Source organism: Lactococcus sp. AK05 (assembly GCF_041026685.1).
Taxonomy (GTDB): Bacteria; Bacillota; Bacilli; order Lactobacillales; family Streptococcaceae; genus Lactococcus; species Lactococcus lactis.
Window position 1 is genome coordinate 477,687 of sequence record NZ_JBFTEI010000002.1, and the last position, 14,713, is coordinate 492,399.

The 14,713-nt window shown below is 37.0% G+C and carries 11 protein-coding genes, 7 tRNA genes, 1 rRNA gene and 1 other RNA gene; 6 read left to right on the forward strand and 14 right to left on the reverse strand.

Features of this window, described 5'->3' with window-relative positions; translation table 11 throughout:
* Position 1 precedes the first annotated feature (1 nt).
* The 6 genes from AB6B24_RS06955 (at position 2) to AB6B24_RS06980 (ending at position 5,155) form a co-directional block, all read left to right on the forward strand.
* A complete protein-coding gene (locus AB6B24_RS06955) occupies positions 2-796 on the forward strand; it encodes a bifunctional DNA primase/polymerase (RefSeq protein WP_369164376.1) in 795 nt (264 codons plus the stop codon).
* A 10-nt stretch (positions 797-806) separates the two neighbouring features.
* Positions 807-2,435, forward strand: a complete 1,629-nt coding sequence (locus tag AB6B24_RS06960; RefSeq protein WP_369164378.1) for a phage/plasmid primase, P4 family — start codon at positions 807-809, stop codon at positions 2,433-2,435.
* 225 nt (positions 2,436-2,660) lie between these two features.
* Positions 2,661-3,200, forward strand: coding sequence for a hypothetical protein (locus tag AB6B24_RS06965; RefSeq protein ID WP_369164380.1), 540 nt, complete (start codon positions 2,661-2,663; stop codon positions 3,198-3,200).
* A gap of 41 nt (positions 3,201-3,241) precedes the next feature.
* Positions 3,242-3,562, forward strand: a complete 321-nt coding sequence (locus tag AB6B24_RS06970) for a hypothetical protein (protein WP_369164381.1) — start codon at positions 3,242-3,244, stop codon at positions 3,560-3,562.
* Between the two features lie 123 nt (positions 3,563-3,685).
* A complete protein-coding gene (locus AB6B24_RS06975; RefSeq protein ID WP_369164382.1) occupies positions 3,686-3,952 on the forward strand; it encodes a hypothetical protein in 267 nt (88 codons plus the stop codon).
* Between the two features lie 483 nt (positions 3,953-4,435).
* Positions 4,436-5,155 carry a hypothetical protein gene (locus tag AB6B24_RS06980; protein WP_369164383.1) on the forward strand — a complete coding sequence of 240 codons (720 nt, stop codon included), beginning with the start codon at positions 4,436-4,438 and terminating at the stop codon, positions 5,153-5,155.
* Between the two features lie 376 nt (positions 5,156-5,531).
* Here AB6B24_RS06980 and ssrS read toward each other — a convergent pair.
* The 14 genes from ssrS to ftsH form a co-directional block, all read right to left on the reverse strand.
* Positions 5,532-5,724: non-coding RNA, 6S RNA (gene ssrS / locus AB6B24_RS06985), on the reverse strand.
* Positions 5,725-5,829: 105 nt separating this feature from the next.
* The gene (locus AB6B24_RS06990; protein WP_003132184.1) at positions 5,830-6,987 is read right to left on the reverse strand and encodes a mannitol-1-phosphate 5-dehydrogenase; all 1,158 of its coding nucleotides are present in this window, start codon (positions 6,985-6,987) and stop codon (positions 5,830-5,832) included.
* A gap of 137 nt (positions 6,988-7,124) precedes the next feature.
* Positions 7,125-7,556: a PTS sugar transporter subunit IIA gene (locus AB6B24_RS06995; RefSeq protein ID WP_311805546.1), complete on the reverse strand. Its 432-nt coding sequence runs from the start codon at positions 7,554-7,556 to the stop codon at positions 7,125-7,127.
* A gap of 47 nt (positions 7,557-7,603) precedes the next feature.
* Complete coding sequence (locus AB6B24_RS07000) at positions 7,604-9,541, reverse strand: transcription antiterminator (protein WP_311929525.1); 1,938 nt, start codon at positions 9,539-9,541, stop codon at positions 7,604-7,606.
* 59 nt (positions 9,542-9,600) lie between these two features.
* Positions 9,601-11,424, reverse strand: coding sequence for a PTS transporter subunit EIIC (locus tag AB6B24_RS07005; protein ID WP_311805551.1), 1,824 nt, complete (start codon positions 11,422-11,424; stop codon positions 9,601-9,603).
* Between the two features lie 149 nt (positions 11,425-11,573).
* Positions 11,574-11,647 (reverse strand) — tRNA-Asn (locus AB6B24_RS07010).
* Between the two features lie 6 nt (positions 11,648-11,653).
* A 5S ribosomal RNA gene (rrf, locus tag AB6B24_RS07015) occupies positions 11,654-11,769 on the reverse strand.
* A 2-nt stretch (positions 11,770-11,771) separates the two neighbouring features.
* Positions 11,772-11,845 (reverse strand) — tRNA-Ile (locus tag AB6B24_RS07020).
* 14 nt (positions 11,846-11,859) lie between these two features.
* A tRNA-Gly gene (locus tag AB6B24_RS07025) sits at positions 11,860-11,930 on the reverse strand.
* Between the two features lie 11 nt (positions 11,931-11,941).
* Positions 11,942-12,014 (reverse strand) — tRNA-Phe (locus AB6B24_RS07030).
* A 4-nt stretch (positions 12,015-12,018) separates the two neighbouring features.
* Positions 12,019-12,092: transfer RNA gene (locus tag AB6B24_RS07035), tRNA-Met, on the reverse strand.
* 10 nt (positions 12,093-12,102) lie between these two features.
* A tRNA-Ser gene (locus AB6B24_RS07040) sits at positions 12,103-12,192 on the reverse strand.
* Positions 12,193-12,197: 5 nt separating this feature from the next.
* A tRNA-Glu gene (locus AB6B24_RS07045) sits at positions 12,198-12,269 on the reverse strand.
* A gap of 221 nt (positions 12,270-12,490) precedes the next feature.
* The gene (gene ftsH, locus AB6B24_RS07050) at positions 12,491-14,578 is read right to left on the reverse strand and encodes an ATP-dependent zinc metalloprotease FtsH (RefSeq protein WP_311805553.1); all 2,088 of its coding nucleotides are present in this window, start codon (positions 14,576-14,578) and stop codon (positions 12,491-12,493) included.
* Between the last annotated feature and the right edge of the window lie 135 nt (positions 14,579-14,713).

Consider the following 14,713-nt stretch of genomic DNA (forward strand, 5'->3'; position numbering starts at 1 on the left):
ATTGACACCAAAAGAACAAGCCCTAAACTGTATTAATCGCGGTTTTTCTGTTATCGCTGGTTTTCCTTCAGGCAAAAGTGAGAGGGCTGTTATCCGCGGGACTTCAAGCGGAACACTTGATGAAATCACAGTGAGTGAATGGTTTGATGAAATACCGAACCGCAACATTATGATTAATCTTAGAAATAGCGGTTTGATTTGTATTGACTTAGACCAGCACCAAAACGGACAGAATGGCAGAGCTGTATTCAGTCGATTGTGGAATGAAAACAGCGAGGGCGAAATATTAAGTACCTATGTTGAAAAGACACCCACAGGCAACGGCTTGCATGTTTTCTTTAAAGTTCCGAAAGAGCTATTTAATCAGCCGATTGTCAGTGAACTAGCGGACGGCGTAGAGATAAAAACACACTTCACACCCATATATCCGAGCAAACGGACAGACGGCGATTATATGCCTTTGAATGATACAGAAACTAACAAGCCTTTAACTTTTGATAACCTTTGCGATTGTCCTGACTGGTTACTTGAAATGATACAGCGACCACAAAAAAGACAGAACCCAACGCTAGGTAGTCGAACTTATGGCGCTGAAATGTGGGAATTATTCAACCAAGGCGCAAGAAAAGGGAATCGAAACAATGACACGAATCGTATTCTCCACTACTGGCGAAAGATTGGCATTGATAACAATAGTTGCATGGACTTATTGCGAACTTTTAACAACCGAACCAGTCCGCCCTTACCTGATGACGAGCTGGCGACCATTTGGAAAAGTGTATTCAAGATGAGATAGAAAGGAACTCATGACAGACCAACTAGAAAAACTTGTGGCAGAAACACCACAGGAAAACGTAAGAAGCCCAAAGCCTAAAATAGAGGACTTCACAGATTATGGCGAAGACGGCAAAAAAGTCGTTAATGTCGCAGGTTATCAGGACAGTTTGAAAGACTGGCTAGAACAAGAAAAAGAAATAATCAATCACCCTGATTATGTCAAAGCAAATACTCAAACGCTTAGAGCCGTTAGAAAACTATTCTTTGAACACCGTAACTTATTTTTAAGCACACCGAAAGCAGACGGTAACGCACCCAAGTCACTAAGTCCCTTAGATACGGCTAGAATCATCTATAAAACGCTCAAAGTCATCAAACTAGACCACCAAAGCGGACTGTTAGGCGTTTATAATCCTGAACTAGGAATATACGAAACAAACGAAAATTTCTTTCATCGACTCATTTATTGGCTAGAGCCGTCTTATAGTCAAGCACGGTCTAAAGAGGTTCTCTTTAAACTTGAAACCTTAGCAGAGGTTAAACAACAAACCGCAGAAGCTCATCTTATCCCAGTTGCGAACGGTATTTTCAATAAGAAAACGCAAAATTTAGAGCCATTTAGTCCTAAGTATGTCTTTACTTCAACCATTGCGACCAAGTACAACGCAAAGGCAAAAGTGCCCAACATTAACGGCTGGAATGTGGACGACTGGCTACTCGATTTAATGAGTGGAGACAAAGAGCTTGTCAGTCTCTTATGGCAGATTATTTCCGCAAGCACTAACGGCAACTACTCCTATCGTAAAGGCGTGTGGCTCGTCGGTAAAGGGAATGACGGCAAAGGGACTTTTCAGAGCCTCATCATGAACTTAATAGGACGTGAGAACGTCGCAAGTGTCAAAGCAGAACAGTTTTCTGAACGGTTCGCCCTTTCCCAAGTCGTTGGCAAAACTTGCATTATTGGAGATGACAGCCAAGTCAGTTACTTAGACAATGCAGGAAATTACTTTTCTGTAGTTACTGGCGACCCAGTACCGATTGAAGCGAAAGGAAAGCAACCAACTTTGGCAGTATTTAACAAGCTAGTTATTCAATCGACTAATTTCTTACCTAAGTTCAGAAACAAGTCAAACGGAACTTATAGGCGTTTGCTTATCGTGCCTTTTGAAAAGTCTTTCACCGCAGATAATGATGACTGGAAAATCAAAGATGATAATATTAAACGCAAAGACGTTTTAGAGTACGTGCTTAAAATCGCTCTCTCACTCAACTTTGATAAGTTTGATGAACCAAAAGCCACACAAGGGCTGTTAGATGACTTCAAAATCAGCAATGACAATGTACTGGCCTTTGTAAATGATATGTTTGAGGAATTCGTCAGTGATTTTCTACCGACTGCTTTTCTAAGTGCATTATATCGCGCATGGTGTGAAGATGAGGGTGTAAAGCCATTTACTAAGCGAGAGTTTGAGAATAAACTACCTGACCATATTAAAAAGGAATGGGAAAAAACAAGTAAAAGACCTCATACGGCAGGTTTTAATCGAGCCATTGATTTACACCGAGCAGAGGAGTACGAGCTTTTTAGGCGGTTGTTTCATTGGGACGAAGACAAACAAAAAAAGGTCACTAAAGGCTATTTGCGCAAGAAAAAATAAAAGTGTTACTGTACTACGGTAACACGTTACCGTTAGAGGTAACAACTTAAACCGCGCCATTAAGCTATTTGCGGAGTGTTGTTACCGTGTTACCGTATTTTTCCTACTTCGCTAGGAATTTATCAGAGGAAATAAAAACATGAAAAAAGTACGCTGTCCGACAAATTGAGTTGTTGACAGAGCCTGACAAAACCTGACTTAAAAATATAAATCGGAGAAAATAAAATGACCAACGAAATTACAGAACACTTGAACAAAGCTAAAGCACTTTTGATTGAAAAATATAGTAACAGCATTGATAATGAAGCCAGCCAAGAGGCACTAAAAAATATCAACAAAGATTTTGAAACTCTTGAAATCTATGCGGACGAACTGACAGAACCGCAAGAGTATGAACCACAGGAAACAGTAAAATCAATCATTGAGGAAATGCAACAACTGACCTTTGCACCTCATGAAACCTCAGGCAATGACGTGCAAGTATTTTCAAACTTACTGACTGATAATGTCGAGCGTTTGATTAAGGCGTTAGGATTGAATGAAATGAGCCTATCAGCAGAGAGCGAGAATAAACCGCATGAATTGGCACTCAAAGCACAGGTACAAGACTTATACTCACTTAACGATTCAATGATTACTGCAGACCCTAACCATATTCCAAGATATACAGACGGAACGATTATTAGCTTATCTGATTTAGTAGATATGAATGTACAAGCCTTAGGCAATATCGCGGAACTCATCGGATTTGAATTAGAAGATTAAATAAAAAAGGCTGTCAATAAGACAGACATAAGGAGAATAAGATGTTAAAGTTTAAACCACATTCTAACATTCAGCGATTGAGATTAGAGAATCAAAAGAAGCTGGATAAAATAGATAAGACAATTAATCAATCTAATCACACAAAGCGCCACGGATTCAACGCTCTGTTTGGAGGAGGGATTCCAGTCAGGCATAACCGCTTGTCAAAGTCTGATTGGGTGAGTATCAAACAGACATTAAATCATGCTGCTCAATTACATATAGAAGCTAAGCATTGCAATACAGTTGAACGTGAGGAATATATCCAGAAAGACATTGCGAAAGATTTAGATAAGATAATTAGAAACCTAGGGCTATCATAGTACTCCTTTCGATATATCTATTATATCATGGAGGAAGCAATGTATATCAAGAAACCAAAGGCGAACTACTTGGGATTAAGTCATGAGCAATGGTTAAAGCTCAGGGACATCTTAGCTATCATCATGAGACATAAGCCACAGCCTTATCAATCCAATCTGATTATGTCAGCTCTTAATAGGATTGAAGATAAACCACAACGAAGTATCTTTGAATGCTACTACTTTAAACGTGAGGGGATTGTTTCTATTGCTAAGAGTAGAGGGCTAACGGAGCGAGTGGTTGGTCAGCTCCTCATACGAGCCGTACAAGCGTTCATTGAACAGTATGACGACGGACACTTACTCTTAATGTTTAAAGATTCCGAACTAGAAAACGAAGAAACAGAATAAATCTTATCTTTTCTGTCAAATATACCCCCGGGTCTAAAAAAATCGGCTCTAATTCCGAATTTACCACAGACCGGTTGGGGTCTTTTAACCAAAAATAAAGCTATTTTTTTGATAGGGGGGTGAGAACTGAAAACAAAATATTAAACGAAACGCACTGTTAAGCCATTTGCTCTTGTTTCATTGAAAACATTGCCGAAAACGCTGAAAACAGCCATTATCTGAATTAACTCAAGGCTTAGAGAGGGTTTAAGAGAACTAGAAAAATATAGGGAAAAAGCCTTTTAAAACAGCCGAAACTGAGAACGGTGCTGAGAATGCTGAGAACACCCTAAAACCCTAAAAAGCGATTGAGGAGACTTTGTAATTCTAAAAAATATAAGGGAAAAACCGCCCTAAAATGGTCAATATTGTTAAAATAACTGTTAAAAAACAGCTAAATGTTAACGAACTGAGAACAATTATTTAAAAATGAGGAGAACTAAAATGTTAGAAAACACACAAAAAATTTATCAATTAATTCTAGAGACAGAAAAGAAATTTAACGATGAAAAGGCGAAGCTGGTCAAAAGACGAGAAACGCTTCAGAAGAAAATTGATAGCAAGGTTCCTTTTTCAAGTGCAGCCAAAAAACGTGAAGCAAGATATGAACTCGAGGAAATTGATAGTTCACTCGAGGAGCTAGAACGAGATAAAAAACAAGCCGTCCTTGATTTAGAGGTATTGCCTCAGTTGAAAAAAGCTCATGATGAAGATAGTAAGACATGGGAAAGCTCAAATAATAAAAAAATCGATAAGCTTTTAAATGACCTTGATTCTAAAATTATTCCACTTATGAAAGCCGCGGAGGAAGAAACTAGTGAATACAGAAGTTCAGAACGTGAACTTAGTAGCAACTTAGAAAATAAATTGAAAGAATATGATTTAGAACTTTTACCCTTACAATCTTATAAAGAAGCTCATGGAGAGCGGCATGTATCTGAAAGACTAAAAGGCATTCTTCGTGCTGTTCACAAAGATTTTGATCCGAGACTCATCGCGATGCGAGAAGTGCAAAAATATAACGCTGAGATGAATCAGTATCGTGAAGAATATCGACAAAAGGAAATTGAAGAGACGGGAGCTTATCATGATGATGGGGGTGGTCTTATCATTCTAGAAGAAACTAAATATAGAGCATGGCTTCGTAAAGAGTATGGAGAATAGACGAAAGAAAAATGATATAATAGGAGTGTACTTTTTAAATAAAAAAACCGCTGAGACAACTCTTGGCGGTTTTACTATAGCGTTATTTCATCCTTTCATATATAAAAAAATAGCTTAGACATATTTCCAAAAACAAGAATCGCTCAACCGTGGGAATAGAAAAATCATTTTATTACGAGTTCCTAAAAAAGAGACAAAATAAAAAAGCCGTATATCCGAGATATACAGCCCCTTGCCTGACAAAAATTTACTATTTTTTTATTACGAGATTTATTACGAGTTCGTTTGGTTCTAATGGGTTCTGGTGGGTAACGTTTTTTTAAGAATCGCTTAAAACCGCACTTCTTACCCTCTATTGGGGTCTGCTGGGTAGCAAAAAAACACTGATTGAATGCCGTATGCTCTTCCGTGTATTGAACCCGCTAAAACGCCAGGTGGGTGTTCTCGCTTCGCATCAGCTTCCCCTACTTTCGTTCGAGGTATTACGCTACCGAATGTCTCATGAACCCCTATGCAATACAAATATAGTCGGTCAAAAAAATGAAAGAGCTCGCACATTCCAGTGCTTTTTCTATGATTCTATAATAACACTTTTTATCTTTTTTTTCAATAGAAAGCGGTTAAATTTTGAATCATAAATTGTATTAATAAAAAATCATCATCTCTCCCAAATTTTATTTTTTATAGTGATTAATAACCTTTTCGATTTCCAAAATCAACTTTTGATTGCTTAGACCAGTCACTTCTTCAATGAGCATTGGGAGTTCTGTTATTTTTAGTTTTTCTTGGAGTTGAATGGCTTGAGCATCATTTTCATCATGGTAAGCAAAAATTTTTCCAACAATATCTAGATGATTTTGATAAGAAAGCTTACGATCGTTTAATTCTCTTATTGGACGAATAAAACGTTCATCATATCCTAATTTCCGGATAGGTGTTCTTGCCACGCGTGACACTTCATCAATAATTTCTGGATTAGAAAAGCGAGAAATGATTAGTTCATGATATTTAATTAACTCATCTTGCTTAAAATATTGAGCCCATTTTGCTAAAAGTAAAGCGCGTGTTTCTTTTTGAACTGCTTTTAGGATATTCAAAATTTCTTCATCCTGTAAACCTTCTAATATTGTTTTATAACCTTTATATGCGCTAGAATAGGCAACTGCAGCATGTCCTGAGTTTACAGAAAAAAGTTTACGCTCAATAAATGGTTCGAGGTCAGTTGTATAATGAACTCCTTCAAGTTTGATTTCTTTATTTTTTAAATGACTTGCATCTATTACCCACTCACTAAAAGGCTCTACCTCAACATAGAGAACATCTTTATGTTTTTGAGCAGGAACAATACGGTCAACTGCAGCATTAGGAAAACCAATAAATTTAGAAAGATAAAGTTTATCAGATTCCGACAGATAATCGGACACTTTTTCTTCCAAAAATTCAGAGCCCCCTATCATATTCTCACAGGCAATAATATCTAACGGGCTCTGAACCTTTTCTTCCTTACGTTTCTGAAGTCCTTTTGCAATAAGCTCAGCAATATAAGGCAAGACATTAGGACCAATCGCTGTTGTTAGAATATCAGCTTTTGCAATTGCTTCAATGACTGCCTCAGGATTCTCACTATTGTTAATACCAGAGACAGCTTTTACAGAAATTTTTTCATGTTCACTACTTGCAATCCCAATTTCATAGGAATGCCGATTATTAAGTTCGTCAATTATAGATTTATTTGTGTCAACAAAGTGAATATCAAATCCATTTTTACTCAAAATTTCACCTATGAAACCACGTCCAATATTTCCTGCACCAAAATGTACTGCTTTTTTCATCTTACTTACTGCTCCTTTATTTAGAAAGTAAAAGTTCAAATAGAATTCTCTAAAATCCCTCTATATAAGCAATTGTAAGCTTTTACATTATGCTGGTAAATATAAAAAATGGCACTAAAAGCTGTGCCATTTTTTAATTAATTTTCAAAGTATTTTGCAATTTCTTCGATTGTTTGAGCATCAGCAAGTTTTACAACATTGTCAACGTCCGCGCAAAAAATTGAAATCTTTTGAATCAGCTCAAGATGCTCCTCTTTAATCCCCGCAATTCCAAATAGCATTGTTGCTATCTTAGGATTTTCTACTGTTCCAAAGTTTACACCACGAGGAACTTGAACAATGGCTACTCCTGTTTTTAAAACTTCTTTTTTTGATTCATCAGTTCCATGAGGAATTGCAATAAAGTTTCCCATATAGACTGACAATTCTTTATCTCGTTCAATCATCGCTGAGATATAGTTAGGTTTGACATAACCTCCATCAACCAACAAACTTCCACAATATTTTATGGCCTCTTCTTTATTTGAAAAGTTTTGATTAATTTTAATCAGACTTTTTTGAATTTCCATTTAAAAACTACCTTCCTTGGTTTACTAGGTTTACAACTTATGTAAACCTAGTCATCATAATGTTTAACAGCTTCAATAATTATCTCTCTTAGTAACTCACTTACAATTTCATAATTTCCGGAATCGTATATCCTAGTATAAAGCTTGTTTTCAATAATTGAACTTGAGATTTTACCTAATAAAAAGGAAACATACTCTGGAACTTCTGGAGGCGCTAATAACAATAGAACTCGTCCAATTTGAATAGCTTGATGATCCATTGCTACTCCTTCAATTGGCTGACTTAAGTCAAAGATTTTAAAAATTGGACTTGAGATTGATGAATGGACTGCGTGAAAGAGAGCAATTTTTGTTTCTGGAATTGCTAGATGTGTTTCTTTAAATCTTTCTTCCACCAAATGAACGAGTTCTCCACTATCCTCTGGGTTTACTCGCTGAATAATTTGTTTTACAGTATCATGTAATTCTGCCTTATTTTCAAGAGATAGGATTTCAAAAGATTTTAATATTTCATTGCCTATTGAAAATAAGTCATTGAGATTTAAAAAATTCTTTTCTTTTTCTGAATCAGAGGTAAGTGCTCGTGATTTTTGTTGAATCAACCTCAGCTGGTGACGAATATTTTCCAAATTCTTTTGATCTAACATTGGGTTGATGTAGAGGTAATCTAACTCTTTCTCTGTTGTAAAAATGACGTCATATTTTTCCTGAGTGACATGGACTGAGCTTTGAATAAGTTCTATCTTTTTTAAGAAGGGAAAATTCTTTCTTAAATTACTCATGATAAATTCGCAAGAAATTCGTCCACGACTGCTGACAAGTGCCGCACTTAAAGGTAAAACTAAGTCACTGCGTTCAAGAGTTGCCACAAAGTGAAGACTTATAAAAGCAATTTCCATTTCTGAAAAATTCTTATCAAAGACCTCCCTTAGTGATTCTTTGACTGTTTTATAAATTTCAGGATTATCTTTATTTATTTTTTTGATAAAATCATTTTCTTTTTTAGGAAAGAGGACTGGTAACATCTCTGATTCTTTGAGATGAGCATATAGTAAACCATATAAACGGTCATCTTTCCCAAATTCTATCTCAAGAATTGTTGAAACTTTATCAATGAGTTGGCGAATTTTATAAGAAAAATCGGTATCAAATTTTTCCATAAATAGCAGCTCTCTTCCAAAGCCAAAATATAAAATATCATAAACTGATGCAAGATAAGTGATTTCAGAAACAACAAATTTTGTTACTGGTAACTCTGTCAGTAACTTATTGACAAAGTTTAAGGCTTGCTTACTTGGTCTGCCTAGGGTTTCACTACTGACAGAATACCCCTCATCCAAACGCAGCAAAACAACTAAGCAAAAAAGTTGCATTAAAACTTTGACTTTGTCAGTCATTTTTTCAGGTAAATCTATACGTTTAAAAGCCTCATTAACTTGCTTAAATTTATTTAAATCTATTATTCTTAAAATTTTATTGTTAGAAAGTTGATTAAGAAGTAGTTCCTGAATGCTTGCTGAATTATAAATCACTGCCACAAATACTGGACGAATATTTTCTTCTGCCCCTTTAAGTTTTAAGCCACGATCTCGGATTAGTACTAGTTCATTTTCAAACAGAGCTTGCTCAATTTGCCTCAAATCACTAGTTACTGTCGGTTGACTAATTCCAAAATAATCTGTTAGAGAAGCGATAGATGCTTTATTTTCAATTAATAAAAGCAACTCACCATACAAACGTTCACTTATTGAATAGTCTATTAATTCATGGACTTGAGCAAGTTGATTGATGTCCCCTTTCAAAAAATAGCCTTCATCAGTATTTTCCAAACTGAGATTTTCTGGTAAAGACTTTTGTAAATTGTTCAAATCGCGATAAAGCGTTCTGCGACTTGTATCTGTAATTTCCATCATTTCTGCTATCGTAAGCTTTCCACGTTTCAAAAATGTCTGGATTAATTTTTGCTCACGACTTGTTAAAAACATAAAAATTCCTTTTTTAAAATTCTACTCATAACTAGACTGCCAATTAACAGCTAGTATTTTTATTTGTTCATCCGTTTCACCATATTGATGTATTCAGGAGTAGTAATTAATGACTCAACAAAAAGATGTTGAGCATTTGGAGCTTCGTTTTTTACACTTGTCGTAAACTCTTTTGTTGAAACAATCATGATATTTTTGGCATTAAATGCTCCTAAACCAATAAATTCAACATCAGAAATAGGAATTTTAACACCATGCATTTGGAATATTGCTTTTAATGTTTCTTTACCCATTGTATTTGAACCAATATGTAAATCATCATGAGCAAAGACAACTTCATCAATTTGGTTCAAGTCTATCTCATTTTTACTGACAGGTCTGTCAGTGATTATTGTTTGATTTGTAGCATTGTCAGTAGTCAATAAATTACTGATAATTTCATCATAGCGAGGTGAATTGAGGAAATTAGCCACTGAGTATCTGATTGCATCAGGAGCCATTGTCGCAGCTCGTGGAGCAAGTTCATCTTGTGTCACAACAATTGTGTCAGAACCTGCTTTTAAGTTAGCTATAGCGACATTAGTAACATCTTGTAGCAAACCTGCTTTCTTAGCTTTATTCCTCAAAATAGAGGCTCCCATTGCTGATGAACCCATTCCTGCATCACAAGCAAAGATAATATGATTAATCGTAGAGAAATCGACTTGGTCAGTAATATTATTGCTAACAGAAACTTGTCCTTTACTGACAGCTTTATCTGCAGCTACACCTACTTTTGCATTCTCAAAAGCAGAATCATCAATCATCGATTTATCTCGTTTTAAAATAAAAGATGCAACTAGAAATGAAACAATTGCTGCCACAGCTATTCCTGACCAGACACATAGGACATTTACAAAACCACCCGCTGATTTAGCTGATGCCATCCCCGTGATTGCAATAATTGAACCAGGTGAAGCAGGAGCCGCAAGACCCGAGCCTAGTAAATTATTTGTCAAGGTTCCTGATACCCCACCGGCCATCACAGCAAAAAAGAGCGCAGGTTTCATCATGACATAAGGAAAATAGATTTCGTGTATACCACCGACAAATTGAATCAAAATCGCACCAGGTGCCGTCGCTTTAGCTGAACCCTTACCAAAAAGCATAAAAGCAATCAGAATTCCAAGTCCTGGTCCAGGATTTGCTTCTAGTAAAAATAGAAGTGATTTTCCATTTTCAGAAACTTGCTGAATTCCCAATGGCGATAAAATCCCTTGATTGATTGCATTATTTAAAAATAATATTTTTGCTGGCTCAATAAAAAGATTAGCAAGGGGAATCAAATGATTAGCAATTAAAAAGTCGACCCCATGTCCCATCACGTCGGTTAGCCAAGCTACAAGTGGACCAACCACTTTTACAGCAAAAAGTGCAAGTCCAAATCCAACTAAACCAGCTGAGAAATTATTAATCAACATTTCTAGACCTGCTTTAATATGCGGTTGAACATAGTCATCAAATTTTTTTATTACCCAAGCACCCAAAGGACCCAAAATCATTGCACCTAAAATCATAGGAACATTTCCTTTAGTGTTTAGACCTCCTAGAGAAAGACTAGCTGTGGCAATAATTGAACCGAAAGTCGCAATTGCACCAACCACTCCTCCACGATGTTCATAAATATTTTTTCCACCAGTGTAACCAATCATTAGGGGAATAAGAAAAGCAAGCATCGGACTAACCATTGCTGCAAATGTTTTATTAGGGGTAAAACCATCAGGAATGAAGAACATCGTCAACACCCCCCAGGCAATCAAAATAGGAATATTTGGCATTACCATATTTGATAATGCGGTACCAAGTTTTTGCACTCGTACTTTTAAGTTTACAGTATCAGTCATTTCAGACTCCTTTACATAGTAACTAGTATAATTATATTGTAACCGCTACCAATAAAGCTGTAAATAAAAACCTTGACACAAAAAGGTGTGCCAAGATTTATTGATGATATTTATAAAATAAAAAAAGTCACCCTTAGGTGACTTAGTTACTGCGGATGTCAGACTCGAACTGACGACATCATGATTAACAGTCATGCGCTACTACCAACTGAGCTAATCCGCAATGTAAACTTGGCATCGTCTTTATCTCCCAGGGGGCAACCCCCAAGTACTTCCAGCGCAACAGGACTTGACTTCTGTGTTCGACATGGGAACAGGTATATCTCCTATGCAATAAATACCAAATATGGGAATTCCAGGATTCGAACCTGGGACCCCTGCGTTATCAACACAGTGCTCTAACCAACTGAGCTAAACTCCCAAAATATTAAGTTAAGCGGATGACGAGAATCGAACTCGCGTAGCCAGCTTGGAAGGCTGGGGTTCTACCATTAAACTACATCCGCTAAATAAGGAATGGCGCGAGACGGAATCGAACCGCCGACACATGGAGCTTCAATCCATTGCTCTACCAACTGAGCTACCGAGCCAAAATTGCGGGAATAGGATTTGAACCTATGACCTTCGGGTTATGAGCCCGACGAGCTACCTAGCTGCTCCATCCCGCGATAATTAAAAAGGAGGATGTGGGATTCGAACCCACGCACGCTTTTACACGCCTGACGGTTTTCAAGACCGTTCCCTTCAGCCGGACTTGGGTAATCCTCCAGATATAGTCCGTACGGGATTCGAACCCGTGTTACCGCCGTGAAAAGGCGGTGTCTTAACCCCTTGACCAACGGACCATATATTGTTGTGCTGTCTCAAACAGTACTTTTCTATTATACACTTTTATATTTTTTTGTCAAGAATAAACTGTGTTATCTTTTCAAAATAATATTTTAGATGAATAATAAGAAAGTCAGTCGTCTCAAACGACAACTATTTAATTATATCAAAATATTATTTTTTGTCAAGAATAAACTAGACTACTTATTCTAAAACATAAAAAAAAAGAAAAACAGCCTTATTCGGCTGTTTCATCTTCTGATTTTTCCTTATTTTCTTCTGGTTTAGAATCTTTTTTTTCATCACCATTATAGATATTAATGTTTGAAAAATCATCAACATTCGCATTTGCATCTTTGAGAGATTCTTCAAATGTTTTTGGTTCTGGTACTTCTGCTGCCGCTGCTTCATCAGGCATTTTTCCTGTTTTGAAGAGTGACATGATTTGTTTCGCATCAAGTGTTTCATATTTAAGCAGAGCTTCCGCAATTGCTTTATGTTGCTCACGGTGTGTTTCAATTGCTTCTTTAGCACGGTCATAAGCTTCACCGAGAATACGACGCACTTCATCATCAATCATAACAGCAGTTGCTTCTGAGTATGTCTTAGTTTGACCATAGTCGCGACCAATAAATACTTGATGGTCTCCTTCATAAGATACCATACCAAGTTTCTTAGACATCCCATATTCAGTTACCATTGAACGAGCAATGTGTGTTGCTTTTTCGATATCATTTGATGCCCCTGGAGTAGCTACACCAAAGACAATTTCTTCACCAAGTCGTCCACCCATAAGGCTGGCAAGTTGGTCTTGAAGATGGAAATTAGTTGGTTGCATGATTTCTTCATCTGGAAGAGCAAGCATGTAACCACCGATGCGTCCTCGTGGAACAACGGTAACTTTACGAACAGTAGATCCATTTTCAAGAACGAGTCCAACAATAGCGTGACCTGCTTCGTGGTAAGCCACGATTTCACGTTCGCGCATTGATTGAATACGATCTTTCTTAGCTGGACCAGCCATTGCACGATCCATTCCTTCATCAATGTCAGCAGCATTGATTTCTTTTTTATTTTGACGTGCAGCAACAAGTGCAGCTTCATTCAAAACATTTTCCAAATCAGCTCCGACATAACCTGGAGTTTGTGTAGCAACATTGTGCAAATCAACATCACTTGCTAAAGGTTTGTTTTTAGCATGAACTTTAAGAACGGCTTCACGACCTTTAACATCTGGAGCTCCGACCAAAACTTTACGGTCAAAACGACCTGGACGTAAAAGCGCTGGGTCAAGCACATCTGAACGGTTAGTTGCAGCAATAACGATTACTGAGTTGCCATCATCTTGGAAACCATCCATTTCAACGAGCAATTGGTTAAGGGTTTGTTCACGTTCATCGTTACCACCACCAAGACCTGCGCCACGTTGACGACCAACAGCATCAATTTCATCAATAAAGATAATTGATGGTGCAGTTTTCTTAGCATTTTCAAATAAGTCACGGACACGTGAGGCACCGACACCGACAAACATTTCAACGAAATCAGAACCTGAGATACTATAGAAAGGAACTCCTGCTTCACCGGCAACAGCCTTAGCAAGCAATGTTTTACCTGTACCTGGAGGGCCTTCAAGAAGAACACCTGCTGGGATACGAGCTCCTAAATCATGATATTTTTTCGGATTTTTAAGGAAATCAACAACTTCTACAAGCTCTTGTTTTTCCTCTTCAGAACCGGCAACGTCAGCAAAACGAACTTTAGATGTTTTACCATCTTGTTGTTTAGCACGAGATTTACCGAAGGACATCGGATTTCCACCGCCGCCTCCGCCACGAGCGCCCATTCCGCCCATCATGAGCCAGAAGATACCAACAAATAGAAGCATTGGAATGATATATGAGAGAATTTGAACCCACATACCACTTGATGAAGCTTGAACAACACTAAGTTTTACATCATTACTTTTAGCTGCATTTTGGATATCCTTGACAACACTGTCAGTTGGAATAATATAAGCTTGGAAGTTTTTAACTTCACTACTAGAATTACCTAAAAGTGGGAAATTATTTGTTCCTTTTACTTTTACAGGTTCTTTATATTCACCTGTTACAGTAATTAAGCTATCAGAAGGTTGCATTGTGACGTTTTCAATCTTGTTACCGTCAAGTTTCGTCATCAATTGTGAATAGCTAATTTTATCCACGCTTGATTGATTACTACTGAAGAAGAAATTGAAACCGACAACAACAACAATAGCCAAGATTACCCACATCAAGATATTTTTTACAAAATTTCCTTGTTTTGGTTGTTTGTTGTTATTCATATTTTCCTTATCTTTTGTTTATTTATTATTAGAAAAGCCAAGAATTTACTTCTTAGTATCACTGGTAATAAAGGATACAGGCTAGTCAATAACAGCTATACCTAGTTATAGCATATTTCCTTTTGGAATGCTAAT

Coding starts and splice junctions, on each gene's coding strand:
- AB6B24_RS06980 (WP_369164383.1), top strand. CDS start 4,436: ATGTTAGAAAACACACAAAAAATTTATCAATTAATTCTAGAGACAGAA.
- AB6B24_RS06965 (WP_369164380.1), top strand. CDS start 2,661: ATGACCAACGAAATTACAGAACACTTGAACAAAGCTAAAGCACTTTTG.
- ftsH (WP_311805553.1), bottom strand. CDS start 14,578: ATGAATAACAACAAACAACCAAAACAAGGAAATTTTGTAAAAAATATC.
- AB6B24_RS06995 (WP_311805546.1), bottom strand. CDS start 7,556: ATGGAAATTCAAAAAAGTCTGATTAAAATTAATCAAAACTTTTCAAAT.
- AB6B24_RS06990 (WP_003132184.1), bottom strand. CDS start 6,987: ATGAAAAAAGCAGTACATTTTGGTGCAGGAAATATTGGACGTGGTTTC.
- AB6B24_RS06960 (WP_369164378.1), top strand. CDS start 807: ATGACAGACCAACTAGAAAAACTTGTGGCAGAAACACCACAGGAAAAC.
- AB6B24_RS07000 (WP_311929525.1), bottom strand. CDS start 9,541: ATGTTTTTAACAAGTCGTGAGCAAAAATTAATCCAGACATTTTTGAAA.
- AB6B24_RS07005 (WP_311805551.1), bottom strand. CDS start 11,424: ATGACTGATACTGTAAACTTAAAAGTACGAGTGCAAAAACTTGGTACC.
- AB6B24_RS06975 (WP_369164382.1), top strand. CDS start 3,686: ATGAGACATAAGCCACAGCCTTATCAATCCAATCTGATTATGTCAGCT.
- AB6B24_RS06970 (WP_369164381.1), top strand. CDS start 3,242: ATGTTAAAGTTTAAACCACATTCTAACATTCAGCGATTGAGATTAGAG.